Genomic DNA, 16559 nt, shown 5'->3' with positions numbered 1-16559 from the left:
TCAGGGACAAAAGATTTTGTAGAAGGTATAGGTGACCGAAAGGCGCACGTAAAAGTAGGTATCTTTTACCGAAGGGTCGCCCTGTTGAAACTTGTCGGTAGTAGTTGGTTCACCGCCCAGATTGTCGAGATAATCCGTGAATGTTTTTCTGGTGCCATATTCCAGCCCGATGTTCCATGGTCGGCGGATCTGGTATTTAATCCCTACACCATAAGGCAGCACGACACCCGAAGTTTTGTAGGAACTCGTTTGAACATTGGGATCGAATTTATTAAATCCAATTCCGCCAAATAGATAGGGGCTCCAATTGACCGCAAACCGGCGGTCCTGGTAATTCAGGAAGTTGTATTCTGCAACGGCACTGCCTTCAAAAATGGTTGTTCGGAATGACATATTCCGGGCTTGCTGGAAAGGATCGTCGCTGCGTTTGTCATCAGCACCGATAAAGCCACCAGCCACCTCGGCCCGAAGCGACAATGCCTGGTTAGGGTTGTAACGAAAGAAAAGGCTGCCCGCCGGCTTGAAAGAACGGAAGCGAAAAGTGGGAGAAATATCACCACGATAATTGAATCCTCCGAAACCTGCGCCTATTTCGATCCGTTGCGCCCTCACGTGGGTCGTGGCCAAAAAAAAACAAATACCTGCCAGCAGTATCGCAGGCAAGTATTTCCGCAACTGCGGCCGGTCATTCAAATGTTTAATATGATACTGCAACGGTAAATGAATTATTTCAGTGGCGGACATTTGATTTGCGAAGGCAGCATGTAATGGATATGGATCATGCCGAAGAGGTAGTTGTCGGTATAGGTGGGGCTATTTCCACGCGGAGTTCCCGCTGCGCCGAATCCTGTGGTAGGCAATGCAGCCAATGGATTAACGTTATCGAAATTATAATCCGGATAATTTACCTGTAAGAATTTTCTCACCCCTTCGGTACGATCGACACCCTTCCGCACAGCAATTTGCTCTGTTGTCCGGTTTGCCATATGCGCTGCTAATGGATCATCTGCAAACAGCGCAGGATCAGCGTAGTTTCCGTGAGCATCGTCGAGGTAGTCGGTGAAAGTCTTGCGGAAGCCTAGCTCAAAAGAAACGTCAATTTTGGAATTGATTTTATAACGGACCCCGACACCGACAGGGATCGCAAACTGAACCAATGAATAGGGCTTCGCATAACCTTCATTACCTTGCCCCTCAGTGCCCAGCGGCTGCAATTTCACCCAGTCGCCTTTCAGCGAATCCAGGGCTTTTGGATTATGCGCAGTGAGTGCAACACCTGCGAAAAGATAAACGCCCAATTGAGGCCTGCGATCGTAACTGCGGTTATCCGGAGTAAGTTTAAAAATACCTTGGATCGAAAATTCTTTCAGATCGTTGCGAAAATGCAGGTTACGTGCGTAGAAGATGCTGGTCTCGTGTTTTGCATCACGGTTCATAATGTAGTCGTCACCTGCGATACGTGCATAGATGAAACTGGCACGTGCGGCCAGGCGTGGTGTAAAGTGGCGTGTGTAGTTTCCGCCAACGCTCCAACGTATCATTTTGAAGGTTGAAGCCAGTGGGCGACGGTAAGGCGCAAAATCACCGTAGTAGTTGGAAGTACCAATACCAAAACCTGCCGTAGAATAAGGAACGAAGAAACCTCTGCTTTGTGCTTTTACGTCTTTAGCAGACAGCAAAAGTCCCAAAAACAGGGAAAAAGCCAACGCTCCGGATACTCTTCTTAAGTCGAAATTTCTACGCATTTTCAGATCGATTTTTTTGCAAAAATAGAATAGTTGTTGGTTTTCTTCAGGATGCAACACCATTTCAACGATTTTCCCAATATTTTATTTGTACGGACAGGTTTTTTTAGAAACCCAGCCCTGTTACGAATATTAAGACGCCGGAACTAAAGCTTTGAAAACGGCACATATGCAAACGGCTTGACTGGAAACGAGGTAAAACTTCATTATCATTGTGTACTAAAACAGCCCACACGAAGATGATTTCGAGTAACCAGCTCAGGTTTGCCTATTCCGCCCAGAAGAGTTTCACCTTCCCCGACATCCGTTGCAACGACAAAGAAACACTGCTGATATTAGGGCAATCGGGTAAAGGGAAGACGACTTTGCTGCATTTGCTCGCCCTGCTATTGAAACCTGAAGCCGGGGACGTTGTAATTGCAGGAAAATCGGTAAAAAGCCTCACGCCACAGGAAATTACAGCAACCCGCGCTAAGCATATCGGAATTATCTACCAGCGTCCGCATTTTGTTAGCTCGCTGTCGGTGATGGATAATATTCTGCTGTCCAACTACCTGGCCAATCAGAAAGAGGATCGGCAAAAAGCCTGCCAACTGGCCGAGCAACTTGGTTTTGTGGACCATTTGTCCAAAAAAACGAACCAGCTAAGCCAGGGAGAGCAGCAGCGCGTGAGCATCGCACGCTCGCTGATGAACAATCCCAATATCATCCTGGCCGACGAACCGACTTCCAACCTTGACGACGACAATTGTCAGCGGGTGATTCAGTTGCTGAAAAATCAGTCTGCTCAGATTGGCGCCAGCCTCCTGGTTGTCACGCACGACCAGCGACTGAAAGACGAATTTTCGAATCAGGTCTTTCTGTAAAATTGATAAAACGTTTGGCCAGGCCAAGTCTCATACCTAATCTCTTACTAGAAATGAATCTTTTCAAGATCAGCATTGCCAATCTTCGGGATAAAAAGCTTAACAGCTTTTTGAGCGCCTTGTTGCTGACGCTCGGTATTGGCATGATCTCATTGCTTTTACTGCTTAATAAACAGCTCGACGAGCAATTCAAACGGAACCTCAAAGGCATCGATATGGTGGTGGGGGCGAAAGGTAGCCCGTTACAGGTGATCCTTTCGAGTATCTACCAGATCGACGCGCCTACCGGCAATATCCCGCTGGCCGAAGTGAATGCATTGCGGAAAAACCCGTTTGTCAAGACGGTCATCCCGCTTTCGATGGGCGATAATTACCAGGGTTTCCGCATTTTAGGAACAACACCGAAATACATCGAGCATTTCAAAGTGAAACTGGCAGAAGGACATTTATATAATGCATCTATGGAGGTAACGATCGGCAGTAAGGTTGCGCGGGATTCGAAACTGAAAATCGGCGATCAATTTTCAGGCTCGCATGGCTTGGATTCGGAGGGAGAAAAGCATGAGGACAAAAAATATAGGGTAACCGGCATTTTCCAGCCAAGCGGCACGGTCGTTGATCAGCTTATCATAACCCGACTTTCGAGCATTTGGGATATTCATGGGCATGCCGAAGAAGGGAAAACACCTACAGTGGGCGAAATGGAACACAGCGATAAGCAGACGCACATCGATGCCGAGCCCGATGAAGAGGGCAAGGAAGTAACCAGCGCATTGATCCAGTTCCGTAGCCCGATGGGGCTTATCACCATTCCAAGGCAGATTAATGATAACACATCCATGCAAGCGGCATTGCCAAGCATTGAAATTAACCGCCTTTTCTCGCTGCTGGGCGTGGGAATCGAAACCTTGCGTACACTGGCATTGATTATCATTTCCATTGCCGGCGTCAGCGTTTTTATATCACTTTACAACTCATTGAAAGATCGGAAATATGAAATGGCGCTCATGCTTTCTATGGGTGCTACGCGCACGCGACTGTTCCTGATGTTGTTGATCGAAGGAGTGTCGTTGTCGGTAGTTGGCTTTTTCGCAGGTGTTATTGCGAGCCGGCTTGGGTTATGGGTGTTCTCAAATGCTGCCGAGGATGACTTTCATTATACATTGGGCAAATTTGCATTGCTACCTGAGGAAATCTACCTTTTCTTTGGTGCTATTGCGATCGGCGTGGTTGCAGCTGCATTGCCGTCGCTGGGTATTTACCGGCTGAATATCTCCCGGACGCTGGCGGAGGAATAATAATGTGTGTAAATTTGTTAAACCGGTACAAATCATTGTAATACAAAATTGGAATACTAATGAAATCTGTCAAAATCAGCATATTGTTTTTCTGCATTGTTTCATTGTTTGCTTTCAAACCAGCCGTCGAGCCGGTGAAACTGACCTGGGAAACCCTGCGGGATGTTACATTTAAAAAGAAATGGTATGCCGAAGAATCGATCTATATGCTCCACCCGACGTTCGGTCCGAGCGTGCAGAAGCTGAAAGGCCAGCAGGTTGCGATCACAGGTTATATTCTTCCGGTTGATCTGGAGGCGAACTTGTACGTGCTTTCAGCATTCCCGTTCAGTGCGTGCTTTTTCTGCGGCGGAGCCGGTCCCGAGACGGTAATGACGCTGAATTTCAAAAAGAAAGATGGAAAGAAGTTCAAAACCGATGAGCGCCTGACCTTTATCGGTACATTGAAACTGAATGCCGACGATATTTACCAGATGAATTACATTCTGGACGGCGCAGAGATCGCGAATTGATCAGACGCCGATGAGGCGCCAAACTCCTGAGATAAAAAACAATACAAGTCCGACGGGCGTCAGTACTTTCCAGCCAAGGTACATCAGTTGGTCCACGCGCAGGCGGGGAAGTGTCCATCTTGCCCACATCTGGATTAATATTCCGAACATGGCTTTACTCAAAAGCCAGAAAATGCCTGTCACATAACCAAACCATGAGCCGGGCTCACCGCTGGTCCAGTCAGCTAGTTTCAGCGGGCCTATATTTGGCAACGGTGTGTTCCAGCTTCCGAGGAAAAGAATAGCGCCCAGCAGCGACACCAGCAGCATCATTCCATATTCTGAAAGCATGAACAATGCCCAGCGCATACCCGAATATTCGGTGTGAAAACCAGCTACGAGCTCCGACTCGCCTTCTGGCAGGTCGAATGGCGCACGGTTGCATTCGGCCAGGGTGGCGATAAAGAAAACGACGTAGGCAATCAGTAGGAACGGATTACGGACAATATTCCAGGAAAGAAACCCACCCACGCCGGTAACGTCGATCCCCAGCTCGCGTATTCCAAAAAGATAAGTGGTATCGGGTGCGAAAATGCCCTGCTGGTAGCTGATAACCTGTAAATCGAGCGTCTGAGTGAGCATTACTACACACAATATCGAAAGGCCCAACGGGATTTCGTACGACACGATCTGAGCCACGGCGCGCATAGCGCCATATAATGCGAACTTGTTATTGGAACCCCAACCAGCCATGAGCAGGCCGATTACATCCACTGAAACGATTGTCAGCAGGAAGAAAACCCCGACAGACGCACCGGAACCGGCAAGTTCAGGGGCTAATGGCACCACTGCAAAACCCGCAAATACGGATATGAAGATGACAAAAGGCGCGATCAGAAAAAGTCGCCGGTCGGCGGCTTTGGGAACAATGTCTTCTTTTTGAAGTAGTTTGAGTAAATCCGCGAACAGCTGCAATAATCCCCATTTACCTACCTCCATCGGGCCCAGGCGGTCCTGAATAAAGGCCGAAACCTTCCGTTCCAGGTATACGCCGATCACCACAAAACCGGGGACAAGCAAGAGGAAAATGATGAGCGTAAAAGGCATTAAATGCTATCTGAACAATGGTATGACGCAAAAGTAAGTAAAAACCTACTGATCTTCGTCTGTTTGCCCCTTATATCCCGATTCCTGTAAAATTCGTCCGGCATTATCAATTTCCATTAGTTGCGTCAGGCTTACATTCGGATTTTCAGCCATAAAACGACTCACAATACGCCATCCGACCCAACGGCCAATAGCGCCTGGTACCTTGTTACCGATCTCCGTCGTAAATGGCCGGTCGTCGATAAACTTACGTTTTTTGAGACCGCTCTTTTCGTAAAGTAATTTGCTTGAAATGAAATAGGCCCAAATGTCCGTCTGACTGTTATAGGTTTTCCGAAGATCGTCGGCCGAATAACCAACAATGAGGCTATCAGGAGTTTGCGGCATTACCCGTTTTACAAATTCATAGCCTTTCCCATAACCAACCATATCCGAAAGCAGCGTCTGGTCGCCCGCATTCATGCGATTGTATTTGTTGGATTCAAAGAAAATAATGGAGGGCACAATATAGGCACGCTCGTAGCGACGTAGCTGATAGTCATATATGTTGGGCCGGTAACTCGCCGCAGGGCCACCAAAATAATCGAGACCTATGATAATCAGCGAATCGGAAATGTAGAGATCGTCGCCGGTAAAACCTGTGATAATAAACTGCACTTCGGGGATTGGAAAACCGGGGTAATGCGCTTTGATCTGCTTGAAAGCGTCGGAAAGCGGATTGAGAATGCGGGTTTTCCGGTTTCCAATAATCGAATCGAGCTGCGTGCGAAAGGCTTGCAGATCCGGATTTTGAAGGACTGAAAACAAATGCGCTGCCAGTTTCGTCGGTTCTACGGGCGCATTTGTAAAGTAAGCTTTCGCCAGGTAGGGATGGTTGTCGAGGAACTTTTGTACATCCCCGACGGATTTGCAAGAGAACAGCTCCTCGTCGAGGTTTTTGGAAACCAGTTCAAAACGAATATTGCTGGTGTCAGCTTCCTTGCGTTGATCGGTTTTACACGAAAATTGGAAGAGAGCTATAAAAAAAATGAATACAAAAGACCTGAAATAAACCATTTGTTGGAACCTGAATAATATGTCGGAAGAAGTCTCAAAAGTAGAAAAAAAACGCATTAGCATCCTGGGTTGTGGCTGGCTGGGGTTTGCATTAGCTAAACGGTTATCAGGCAGTGGTATTACATCTGAAATCAAAGGAAGCACCACATCGGAGGCAAAACTGGATAAGTTTGCAGGGGCGGGTATCGAGGGTTACCTGCTGGAACTGAACCCCGTAGCGGGATTGAATGCCACTATTTCGGAACCATTCTTCGATTCGGACATGATCGTTATCTCGGTTCCGCCGCGTATGTCGCAAAATGTAGCCGGTAACTATTCCGCGCAAATGCGGATGGTGGCAGAGGCAATCAGCAAATCGCCAGCGAAGGAAATTGTTTTTGTCAGTTCAACAGGAGTTTACCGGGATTTGAACCGCGTCGCGGTCGAAGGTGACGTGTATTTGCCTGAACATTCCGCGCAGCCGGAAATGGTGGCTGCGGAGAATTCGATCACCTCATTAAGACCGGAGAAAACAGTGACTATATTGCGTTTGAGCGGTCTTTTGGGCTATAACCGCATTCCTGGGAAATATGTGCAGGGGCAAAAGGATTTAACTACCGGCGATATTCCCGTCAACTACATTCACCGCGATGATGCCGCCGCCATCATTCACGCCATGATTGAGCAGGGTATTCAAAACGAAACGTTTAATATCACTGCCCCTTTTCATCCTGCACGCAGCCAGGTTTATGTCGATTCCTGCGCGCAATTTGGCTGGGAAGCCCCGACATTCAAGATACCGGAGCAGCGGCCGGCTTTTAAGGTGATTTCGGGGGACAAATTTTCAAAAGCGTATCAATTCGAGTTCAAATATCCCGATCCACTGCAATTCCATTATCAGCTGGAAGACCTGTAACGATTTCAGAGTTTATGAGTCGGGAGTCTATGAGTTCAAATTTTATGAGTTGAAGGTTTAAGAACTACTCATTGACTTTAAACTCATTAACTCTGAACTCCCAACTCAAAGACTCCGTTAAACGCAAAAAATCCGCAGTATCAACGCTGCGGATTTTATTATTTATAAACCAAAAAGTGAATTATTGAGCACCGAGCAGTTCGGTGAGCTTGGTTTCAAGCGCCGGGCCCCGGAGGTTTTTAGCAATGATCTTGCCTTCCTTATCGATGAGGAATGTTGCCGGAATCGCGTTCACACCGTAGGATTGTGCTACACCTGAATTCCATTTCTTCAATTCCGAGCCGTGAAGCCATGTGAGCTTGTCGCGTTCGATGGCTGTTTTCCAGGCCTTTTCATTATCGTCAAGTGAAACGCCGTAAATATCGAAACCTTTCTCTTTAAACTTTCCATACATCCGCACCACATTTGGGTTTTCCATCCGGCAAGGTCCGCACCACGACGCCCAGAAGTCGATCAGCACATATTTACCACGCAGGGACGACAATGCGATTGGTTTGCCGTCGGGGCTGTTAAGCGTAAAATCAGGTGCTTGCTCGCCGACTGCCACCCCGGCCATTCTTTTAACAGATCCGATAAAACCCTGCGCGAGCGTAGGAACAGGATTGACCTTCGAATAATCATCAGCCAGTTTTTTCAGCACATCCAGGTCGTTTTCAGGCGTCAGGAAGTTGTTCGCCGTAAAAAGTGCGATCAATGAAGTGCCCATTTCCGGAACCATCTGCCGCAATGCGGTTACCCTTTCCTTTTCTGCCTGCTGGTAAGCCAGCTGTATTTCCTGTATTTTCTTGGAATCTTTTTTCTCTTCGGCGGCGGCGTATTGCTCGTTCCAGCCGGTCACTTTTGCGGAGAATGACTGCATCAGTTGGTCAACCTTCGCGTAATACTCCATGTTTTTGGAACCGGTAACGGATACTTTTCCACCGTTGCCTTTATCGTCTCTTGTCGTCCCGTCGGCTACAACATTGAAAGTTTCCCCGCCTTCAACCAGCAGCGGAAATTTTTGACGGTCGGCGATGTTGAGGGTGAAGAAGCTCCCGCGGTCCTTCTCAATGCCTTTTAAGGCAAAGCTGCCGTCGGCGGCAAGTTGGGCTGAGTCGATTTTCACAGAAGACCCGGCGGCTGTGGATTGCGAAAGGATAACCTTTTCGCCTTTCGAACCACTTTTAACCTTTCCATTAATGGTAAAGTCCTTTGGTTCAATCTGCGCCATGGCCTGGAAGCTCAGCAACGCGCTGCCCAAAACCAATGCACTCCGTTTGAATAACTTCCTCATGATCTTCTATTTGTAATTTCTATGTGTGGTTTACAACTTTTGCGCCAGCAACTGGTTGACAAGCTTAGGGTCCGCTGCTCCATTAGATTTCTTCATTACCTCTCCAACGAACAACCCCATCAGCCCCTTTTTACCCTTTCGGTATGCCGCAACCTTGTCGGGCATCGCATTTATAACCTCATCTACCAACGTTTCCAGCTCATTGGTATTGCTGTTTTGCAGCCAGTTATTTGACGATGCGATCTCCGAAGGCTCGCGGGTTGGCTCGGATAGCAGCACCGGAAAAATCTTCTGCGCAGCCACCGAATGGCTCACCGATCCCGATTCATTGAGTTCAATGAGATCGGCCAGGCTTTGTGCGCTGATCGGCAAATGCTGAATGTCGCCGTTGTGGTCGTTCAGATAGGATTTTACAGGTCCCATCAGCCAGTTGGAAGCGGCTTTGTAATGCGATGTTTTCGCACAAACCGCTTCGAAATATTCAGCCAGCTCGCGTGTATCGGTGAGTACCGAGGCATCGTAAGCCGGAATGCCGTATTTGGTTATAAATTTCTCGCGTAGTTCCTGCGGCAATGCGGGCATGGAATCTTTGATGCTTGCCAGCCATTCTTCTGAAATTACTACCGGGCTCAAATCCGGATCGGGGAAGTAGCGGTAGTCGTTCATCGTTTCCTTGACGCGCATTCCGTAAGTTTGCCCGCTTTCCACATCGAACATCCGCGTCTCCTGCTGGATCGTCTCGCCGTTTTCGAGCATGGCTACCTGCCGTTTTTCCTCGAATGCAATGGCCCGCATCATGTTGCGGATGGAGTTCATATTTTTGATTTCGACTTTCGTGCCGTATTGTGGAGCGCCCTTTTTGCGCAGGGAGACGTTCACGTCCGCGCGCAGGGAGCCTTCTTCCATATTCCCGTCACTGATGCCCAGGTAGCGGACCAACCGACGGATTTCCGTCACAAATGCGCCCGTTTCTTCGGCGGAGCGTAAATCTGGCTCCGAAACCATCTCCACGAGCGGTGTTCCGGCACGGTTATAGTCGAGCAATGTCTCGGTGTAGCCGCCATCGTGCACCGATTTTCCCGCGTCTTCTTCCAAATGGATGTGGTGAAAGCGGATCGTTTTTTCTTGCAACTTCCCGTCGTGCTTGAAAGAAATGGTAACGCCGCCTTTGTCGCAGATCGGTTTTTTGTCCTGCGAAATCTGGTAACCCTTCGGAAGATCGGGGTAAAAGTAATTTTTACGGTCGAAAATGGTTTTTCTACTGATCGTCGAACCGCAGGCAATGCCCAGACGGATTGCATACTCAATAGCTTTTTTATTGACTTTGGGTAAAGTACCCGGCAATGCGATTGTAAGCGGACCGATATTAGTGTTCGGCTCAGTACCGAAAATGTTGAAATCGCGGGTAAACAGCTTGGATTCCGTCATAAGCTGACAATGTACTTCCAGGCCGATTACAGTTTCATAAATGGCCAGAAGTTCATCGGTAACGTCAGCGGGTTGCAGTGCGGTTTGACTCATATTAGATTACTGATGCTTTCGCAAAGATACAAATACGGGCCGTCCATAGCATGAACGGCCCGTATTTTATGGAATATAAACGGTTTTCGCTGTAATTATAGCGAGTTGATCCAGTTGGCGATAACCACGATATCAGCCTTCGGAACGTGTGCCAGCGGCGCCATCGGAGGGTAGCCAGGCCAGTGTTCCGATTTTGGGTTGTGTACCAGCTCTACGATTTGGTCAGGCGTATATTTCTTTTTCGCCACTTCCGAGTAAGCTGGGCCGATCACCTTGTCGTAAGCCTGGTGGCAGGCAAAGCAGGCATGTTTGTTGAGCAATGCAGAAACGTCCGCAGGAACAGGTTTGCGTTTTGGTGCCGCTGCGGTAGCTGGTGCAGCGATAGCTGGTACTGCGGTGGAATCGCCTGCTGGTGCAGCTGCGCTATCGCCTGCTGGCGCTGCCGCTTTTTCGGCTGCTGCCTTCTCAGCTTGTTCCGCCGCTGTTTTTCTATCGTTTTGAAGCTTCACCAGGGCCGATTCTTCCCTTGATTTGCTTCCGGAGCCATACCATTGGTCATACTTGTCACGGTCTTCCTTGGAGGAGCAACCGATGAAGAAAGAGACTGCCAGGGCCATCAGGGCCAAAGAAGCGCTTTTTTTAAGTGTCATTGTTTTAATTTTTAAGAATTTCCGCCAGATTAAGGTTGCGATGTCTAATCGACCACGAAGAAAGCAAGTTTGCACTAGATTTCCGTCATGTAACAGCCAGAAATTCGGGCATTTCTCTAAAAAGTAGTCATGTATCGACTTGTCTGACAACCTTTTAATAGGGAGAGGTCTGTAAAAAAATCCGCAAATTTTCCTGTTTATTTGTCTGTGATTGTTGCGATTAATATTAAAACGCCTTACTTTTGCACTCCTATTTGTAAAACGATGTAAAGCAATGGCTAAGAAAGGTAATAGAGTACAGGTCATATTGGAATGCACAGAGCAAAAAGAAAGCGGTGTTCCAGGCATGTCACGTTACGTGACCACAAAAAATCGGAAGAATACGCCAGGCCGTATGGAATTGAAGAAATTCAACTCTTTCCTGAGACGTTATACTCTCCACAAAGAAATTAAGTAAGTTCGTTTTGTTACCCGTTAACTGTCACGTGAAGCTGAGCAATAATGGGTAAGCGCGCAACAGTTAATTATTAACAATATAAACTTATAACTGATATACAGATATGGCAAAGAAAGTAGTTGCTACCCTGAAAAAAGAAGGCGGTAAATCATTTGCCAAAGTGATTAAGGCCGTAAAATCTCCTAAAACAGGAGCTTACACCTTCAAAGAAGAAATCGTACCCCTGGACGGAGTACAAGGCGCATTGAAAAACTAGTCTTCGGCCGCCCGGCGGCCCGGTTCGCTCAAGTCGTCTTCGACTTCGCTCAGACTGACATTGAGTCAAATATTCGTCACCCTGAGCGTAGCCGAAGGGAGAGTTTTAAAAAAGTCCCTTTCCGGGACTTTTTTGTTTTATTTTTGGGCCATAAATTGTATCAGTACTATGGGTTTATTTGGCTTTTTTTCAAAAGAGAAAAAAGAAACATTAGATAAGGGCCTCGAAAAAACGAAGGACAGCTTCTTTGGCAAGCTCTCGCGGGCGATTGTGGGTAAAACCACCATCGATGAGGAGGTCCTCGATGAACTGGAAGATATTCTGGTAAGCTCCGACGTGGGTGTGGAAACGACCGTGAAGGTCATCAAACGCATCGAAGACCGTGTTGCCAGGGATAAATATGCATCAGCTGCCGAGCTCGACAGCATCCTGCGCGAGGAAATCGCCGCATTGCTTACCGAAAACAAATCGGTGGATATTACCGACAGCTTCGAAACCGAGCATTTGCCCAAGCCTTACGTCATTATGGTGGTGGGGGTAAACGGGGTAGGTAAAACGACGACCATCGGTAAGCTGGCGCACCAGTTTCACCAGCGCGGGCACAAAGTGGTACTCGGCGCGGCGGATACTTTCCGGGCAGCGGCGGTTGATCAATTGAAACTCTGGGGCCAGCGTGTGAATGTGCCTGTGATCGACCACGGTATGAACACCGACCCGTCAGCAGTAGCTTATGACGCGATCAAGAAAGGTGTGGAATCAAATGCGGATGTGATCATTATCGATACCGCGGGCCGTTTGCACACGAAAGTGAACCTGATGAACGAGCTTTCGAAGATCAAGCGCGTAATGCAAAAAATACTTCCCGAAGCACCGCATGAAGTATTGCTCATCCTTGACGGCAGCACAGGCCAGAATGCCGTGATCCAGGCGCGCGAGTTCACGAAAGTCACCGAAATTACCGCATTGGCCATCACCAAACTTGACGGAACCGCAAAGGGCGGCGTCGTGATCGGTATTTCGGATGAATTCAAAATCCCTGTCAAATACATTGGCGTAGGCGAGAAAATGGACGACTTGCAGGTTTTCGACCGGTCGGAGTTTGTCGATTCGCTTTTCAAAAAAATAGGATAAAAGCCGCTGATCGAGTGATGTAACCGTTCGGGGCTTTGCTATTTCGAATGAATTTTTAAAAAGGTATCTTGAAACACGCTATGTCTCGGGATACCTTTTTTCATGGAAACACTGGTCGTATTTCTCATCATTTTCATTCCATTTGGCGGGTTCATGTGGATGGTACTGCGATTTACGCGGAATACGATCGGAGAGAATTCCCCGCTCAAAGTCAAACGCATTTACCAGATTGATGCATGGTCGTACTTTTTCAAGTTCGATAATCTATTCGCGGTCTTTTTTATTGTGATGGGTCTTTTGCTGTTTCAAGCAACAGTAACGGCCCGGATGGGTGCCGATATTAGCTATCCCGCATTAGCAAGGGGGACGCTTCTGATCGGAACGGCATTGTTTGCAGGTCTAGGCTTTGTTGTATTAGCTATTGATCTCAATCATTGGAAATATGTAGAGGGTGTGGTGCTTGAAACTTTTCCGGAAGAGCATGAGTTGGAAATAACTTTTGGCGAAACAAAACTGAGGTTAAAGGAGGGTGATATTCTGCGCGTCTTGATTACAAGCAATGAAGCAAGAATGCGGATCTCATTCATGACCTACTATCTCGCGAGCGGCAATCATTTCATTCTGTCCGACAAAATGCCAGGTGTGTGGGTTATTCATGAGTATTTCAAGAAGGTTCCGATCGAATATCGCAAGACTCAATTTCCTTTTATAGAATAGTGCTTCCTGTCTTATTTTTTCCGAACTTTGCACCCCATTTCGCCGTTCATTATCAGTCACTTTGATGTGTCAGAGGCGATTAATCAGTTCAAAGCATACGGCTTAGGGCTTCATGCCGAAAGCAAACTTCAATGAAAACCAAAGGAATAGTCAAGAATAAAGTCAATATAGTGACGCTGGGTTGCTCTAAAAACCTGGTCGACTCGGAGGTGCTTTACACGCAGCTCAAAGGTAACGGGTTTGCTGTGACGCACGAGTCAAAAAAAGATGATTCGCAAATTGTCGTGATCAATACCTGCGGGTTTATCGACAATGCAAAGGAGGAATCTATCAACACGATTTTGCGCTATACCGATGCCAAAGCGGCGGGTATGGTGGATAAAGTGTATGTAACAGGCTGCCTGTCACATCGGTACAAGGACGAACTTTCGGTTGAAATACCAACAGTGGATGCCTGGTTTGGCACAAATGAATTGCCGCGCCTGCTCAAAACCCTCAAAGCCGATTACAAACACGAGCTTGTTGGCGAGCGCCTGCTTACGACGCCCGCGCATTATGCGTACCTGAAAATCGCCGAAGGGTGCGACCGCCCATGTAGCTTCTGCGCAATCCCGCTTATGCGCGGCAGTCACATTTCGAGGCCGATCGACGAGTTAGTCAAAGAAGCAAAATCACTCGCAAAGCGCGGTACCAAAGAGCTCATTCTTATTGCCCAGGACCTGACTTACTACGGTCTGGATATTTACAAAAAAAGAAACCTTTCGGATTTAATGCGCCAGCTTTCCGACGTAGAAGGCATCGACTGGATCCGTTTGCAATATGCTTATCCGGCGGGCTTTCCGATGGATGTGCTCGACGTGATGAACGAGCGCAGCAACATAGCCAAATACCTAGATATGCCGCTGCAATCGGGCTCGACGGAAATGCTGAAACTGATGCGTCGCGGCATTACCCGTGAGAAAACCGAAGCGCTGATCCACTCGATTCGCGACAAAGTGCCTGATATCGCATTACGCACGACGCTGATCGTCGGCCATCCGGGCGAAACCGAGCATCTATTTGACGAAACCTATGAATTCGTTGAAAAAATGCGTTTCGACCGTCTGGGCGCATTCCAGTACTCCCATGAAGACAATACGCACTCATTCACCATGGAGGACGATATCGAACCGGAAGTGAAACAGGAGCGCGCCGATGCCATTATGGAATTGCAGCAAGGCATTTCCGCAGAGCTTAACCAGGAGAAAGTCGGCAAAACTTTTAAGGTGCTGTTCGATCGTAAGGAAGGCGGTTATTTCATCGGTCGCACCGAGTACGACTCACCGGAGGTTGATAATGAAGTGCTTGTACCTGCGAGCCAGTATGTGCGCCTGGGCGATTATGCAAATGTGAAGGTGACTTCTGCCGAGGAGTTCGACTTATATGGCGAGGTGATTTCGTAATGCGATTTCCGGGGAACGGTTGCATTGCCTAAATTTGCCTATCATTTGAAAAGAATAATTTTAAAAAAGCATGTTACAACGTATTCAAACCATTTTTCTCGCGATAGTGATCATAGGAATGGGTATTTTCCTCGCATTTCCAATCTGGTCGAAAGTAGCGATTGCGGGAGGACAAAGTGCAGACCTGACGGCCTTGAGGCTGCATCATCAGATCAACGAAGTGCAATCCAATGATAAGCCGGTATATTATTTCGTAGTGTTGGCGATTCTTACCGCCGCAGTGGCGGCTTACGCAATCATGCAGTACAAAAACCGCGTGCTGCAATCGGCATTATGTGCCGTGAACTCAATCCTGATGACCGTCACAATGGGTCTGATTATTTACTTTACTTTTTACCAGACAGCCAAGTTATTCGACCCCCAGCTAGCCGGAAAATACGATATTGGCTTTTTCGGACTGGTTGGTGCTATGCTAGCCAATGTGTTTGCGAACCGTTTCATCCGAAAGGACGAGCGTGAGGTGCAGCAATCGAAAAGGTTCAGATAACAATGTAAGAGGAGACAGGTCGTTAAGCCTGTCTTTTTTTACACCAATCCCTCCCGCAGCAAATCGTGCAAATGCACAAAGCCCAGTGCTTTGCCATCTTCTACCACCACCACCTGCGTAATGCTTTTCGACTGCATTACTTCCAGTGCATTCACCGCATATTCGTCGGGAGAAACCGTAATCGGCGATTGGGTCATGATATCGCAGGCTTTGAGATCAAGCAGCCCTGCTGCACCGTAAGTTTTTAGCATTCTACGGAGGTCGCCATCGGTAATAATACCAGCCATTTGCCCATTTTCGTGCACAACCGCCGTCGCGCCCAGTCTTTTTGAAGTCATTTCCAGAATAACTTCCTGTAAAGTGGCCTGATCATGCACGGTTGGCAGCGCATTATGCGGGTAAATGTCGCATACTTTCAGGTAGAGCCGTTTCCCAAGCGAACCGCCGGGATGGTAACGTGCAAAATCGTCATGCGTAAAGCCACGTGCTTCGAGCAGGCATATTGCAAGCGCGTCGCCGAGGGCCATTGTTACGGAAGTACTCGTGGTAGGCGCCAGATTGAGTGGGTCGGCCTCCGTCGGAGCGTGTGCATGGAGCGTCAGAATGCAGTTTTTAGCGAGATAAGAATCTTTGTTACTTACCATTGCAATCATTGTGACACCGGTCCTTTTGAGGAGGGGCACTAATACTTTGATCTCCGGTGTATCACCACTTTTGGAAATCACGAGCACCACGTCGTTGTCCTGGATCATGCCCAGATCGCCGTGAATGGCGTCTGCGGCATGCATAAACAATGCTGGTGTGCCGGTGGAGTTCAAAGTAGCTACGATTTTTTGCCCGACAATGGCACTTTTACCCACGCCAGAGACGACAACCCGCCCTCCGGCATGCAAAATGGCATATACGCACTTTTCAAATTCGTCGTCAATCAATTCAATCAGATTGCGTACTGCTTCCGCCTCCTGACGTAATACTTCTTTTGCGGTTGACTGAATATTTTTTATTAATTTCAAATCTGAAACACAGTTTAGAGCGACAAAAAGTCAT

The 16559-nt window shown here is 47.8% G+C and carries 18 protein-coding genes; 10 read left to right on the top strand and 8 right to left on the bottom strand.

Features of this window, described 5'->3' with window-relative positions; all coding sequences use genetic code 11:
* Together LZD49_RS14295 and LZD49_RS14290 are read right to left on the bottom strand one after the other, a co-directional pair.
* Nucleotides 1-744 (bottom strand): DUF6089 family protein, encoded by a 744-nt coding sequence (locus LZD49_RS14295; RefSeq protein WP_234668246.1) that lies wholly within the window; start codon nt 742-744, stop codon nt 1-3.
* On the bottom strand, nt 726-1745 hold the full coding sequence (locus tag LZD49_RS14290; RefSeq protein ID WP_234668245.1) for a DUF6089 family protein: 1020 nt from the start codon (nt 1743-1745) through the stop codon (nt 726-728). Before LZD49_RS14290 ends, LZD49_RS14295 begins: the two co-directional genes overlap by 19 nt.
* Nucleotides 1746-1984: 239 nt before the next feature.
* Here LZD49_RS14290 and LZD49_RS14285 point away from each other — a divergent pair, with 239 nt between their 5' ends.
* The 3 genes from LZD49_RS14285 to LZD49_RS14275 are packed head-to-tail and all read left to right on the top strand — an operon-like array spanning nt 1985 to nt 4421.
* Nucleotides 1985-2611 (top strand): ABC transporter ATP-binding protein, encoded by a 627-nt coding sequence (locus LZD49_RS14285; protein ID WP_234668244.1) that lies wholly within the window; start codon nt 1985-1987, stop codon nt 2609-2611.
* Nucleotides 2612-2664: 53 nt separating this feature from the next.
* Nucleotides 2665-3909 (top strand): FtsX-like permease family protein, encoded by a 1245-nt coding sequence (locus LZD49_RS14280; RefSeq protein ID WP_234668243.1) that lies wholly within the window; start codon nt 2665-2667, stop codon nt 3907-3909.
* A 59-nt stretch (nt 3910-3968) separates the two neighbouring features.
* Nucleotides 3969-4421 (top strand): DUF3299 domain-containing protein, encoded by a 453-nt coding sequence (locus LZD49_RS14275; RefSeq protein WP_234668242.1) that lies wholly within the window; start codon nt 3969-3971, stop codon nt 4419-4421.
* Here the strand turns inward: LZD49_RS14275 and LZD49_RS14270 are convergent, their stop codons facing one another.
* Together LZD49_RS14270 and LZD49_RS14265 are read right to left on the bottom strand one after the other, a co-directional pair.
* The gene (locus LZD49_RS14270; RefSeq protein WP_234668241.1) at nt 4422-5507 is read right to left on the bottom strand and encodes a complex I subunit 1 family protein; all 1086 of its coding nucleotides are present in this window, start codon (nt 5505-5507) and stop codon (nt 4422-4424) included.
* 45 nt (nt 5508-5552) lie between these two features.
* On the bottom strand, nt 5553-6563 hold the full coding sequence (locus LZD49_RS14265) for a gliding motility protein (RefSeq protein ID WP_234668240.1): 1011 nt from the start codon (nt 6561-6563) through the stop codon (nt 5553-5555).
* Between the two features lie 19 nt (nt 6564-6582).
* Here LZD49_RS14265 and LZD49_RS14260 point away from each other — a divergent pair, with 19 nt between their 5' ends.
* On the top strand, nt 6583-7458 hold the full coding sequence (locus tag LZD49_RS14260) for an NAD(P)-binding domain-containing protein (RefSeq protein ID WP_234668239.1): 876 nt from the start codon (nt 6583-6585) through the stop codon (nt 7456-7458).
* Between the two features lie 181 nt (nt 7459-7639).
* On the opposite strand, the gene LZD49_RS14255 is transcribed toward LZD49_RS14260, so the two are convergent.
* From LZD49_RS14255 to LZD49_RS14245, 3 genes are all read right to left on the bottom strand, one after another.
* Entirely contained in the window at nt 7640-8791 is a 1152-nt protein-coding gene (locus LZD49_RS14255) for a TlpA disulfide reductase family protein (protein WP_234668238.1), read from the bottom strand.
* Between the two features lie 30 nt (nt 8792-8821).
* Nucleotides 8822-10312: an Asp-tRNA(Asn)/Glu-tRNA(Gln) amidotransferase subunit GatB gene (gene gatB / locus LZD49_RS14250; protein ID WP_234668237.1), complete on the bottom strand. Its 1491-nt coding sequence runs from the start codon at nt 10310-10312 to the stop codon at nt 8822-8824.
* Between the two features lie 95 nt (nt 10313-10407).
* Nucleotides 10408-10962 (bottom strand): hypothetical protein, encoded by a 555-nt coding sequence (locus LZD49_RS14245; RefSeq protein ID WP_234668236.1) that lies wholly within the window; start codon nt 10960-10962, stop codon nt 10408-10410.
* A 274-nt stretch (nt 10963-11236) separates the two neighbouring features.
* On the opposite strand from LZD49_RS14245, the gene rpmG reads away from it, so the two are divergent.
* The 6 genes from rpmG to LZD49_RS14215 all read left to right on the top strand — a co-directional run bounded on the left by rpmG (nt 11237) and on the right by LZD49_RS14215 (nt 15512).
* Nucleotides 11237-11419, top strand: a complete 183-nt coding sequence (gene rpmG, locus LZD49_RS14240) for a 50S ribosomal protein L33 (protein WP_015813060.1) — start codon at nt 11237-11239, stop codon at nt 11417-11419.
* A 103-nt stretch (nt 11420-11522) separates the two neighbouring features.
* Entirely contained in the window at nt 11523-11675 is a 153-nt protein-coding gene (locus LZD49_RS14235; protein ID WP_138482365.1) for a DUF4295 domain-containing protein, read from the top strand.
* A gap of 168 nt (nt 11676-11843) precedes the next feature.
* Nucleotides 11844-12806 carry a signal recognition particle-docking protein FtsY gene (gene ftsY, locus LZD49_RS14230; RefSeq protein ID WP_234668235.1) on the top strand — a complete coding sequence of 321 codons (963 nt, stop codon included), beginning with the start codon at nt 11844-11846 and terminating at the stop codon, nt 12804-12806.
* Between the two features lie 102 nt (nt 12807-12908).
* Complete coding sequence (locus LZD49_RS14225) at nt 12909-13523, top strand: hypothetical protein (protein WP_234668234.1); 615 nt, start codon at nt 12909-12911, stop codon at nt 13521-13523.
* 131 nt (nt 13524-13654) lie between these two features.
* Nucleotides 13655-14965: a 30S ribosomal protein S12 methylthiotransferase RimO gene (rimO, locus tag LZD49_RS14220; protein ID WP_234668233.1), complete on the top strand. Its 1311-nt coding sequence runs from the start codon at nt 13655-13657 to the stop codon at nt 14963-14965.
* A 70-nt stretch (nt 14966-15035) separates the two neighbouring features.
* The gene (locus tag LZD49_RS14215) at nt 15036-15512 is read left to right on the top strand and encodes a DUF4293 domain-containing protein (RefSeq protein WP_234668232.1); all 477 of its coding nucleotides are present in this window, start codon (nt 15036-15038) and stop codon (nt 15510-15512) included.
* A 38-nt stretch (nt 15513-15550) separates the two neighbouring features.
* Here the strand turns inward: LZD49_RS14215 and LZD49_RS14210 are convergent, their stop codons facing one another.
* Nucleotides 15551-16525 carry an SIS domain-containing protein gene (locus LZD49_RS14210; RefSeq protein ID WP_234668231.1) on the bottom strand — a complete coding sequence of 325 codons (975 nt, stop codon included), beginning with the start codon at nt 16523-16525 and terminating at the stop codon, nt 15551-15553.
* Between the last annotated feature and the right edge of the window lie 34 nt (nt 16526-16559).

It is taken from the genome of Dyadobacter sp. CY261, assembly GCF_021440085.1.
Classification (GTDB): Bacteria; Bacteroidota; Bacteroidia; order Cytophagales; family Spirosomataceae; genus Dyadobacter.
Note: the sequence above shows the minus strand (reverse complement) of the source record. Positions and strands in the feature narration are given on the sequence as shown.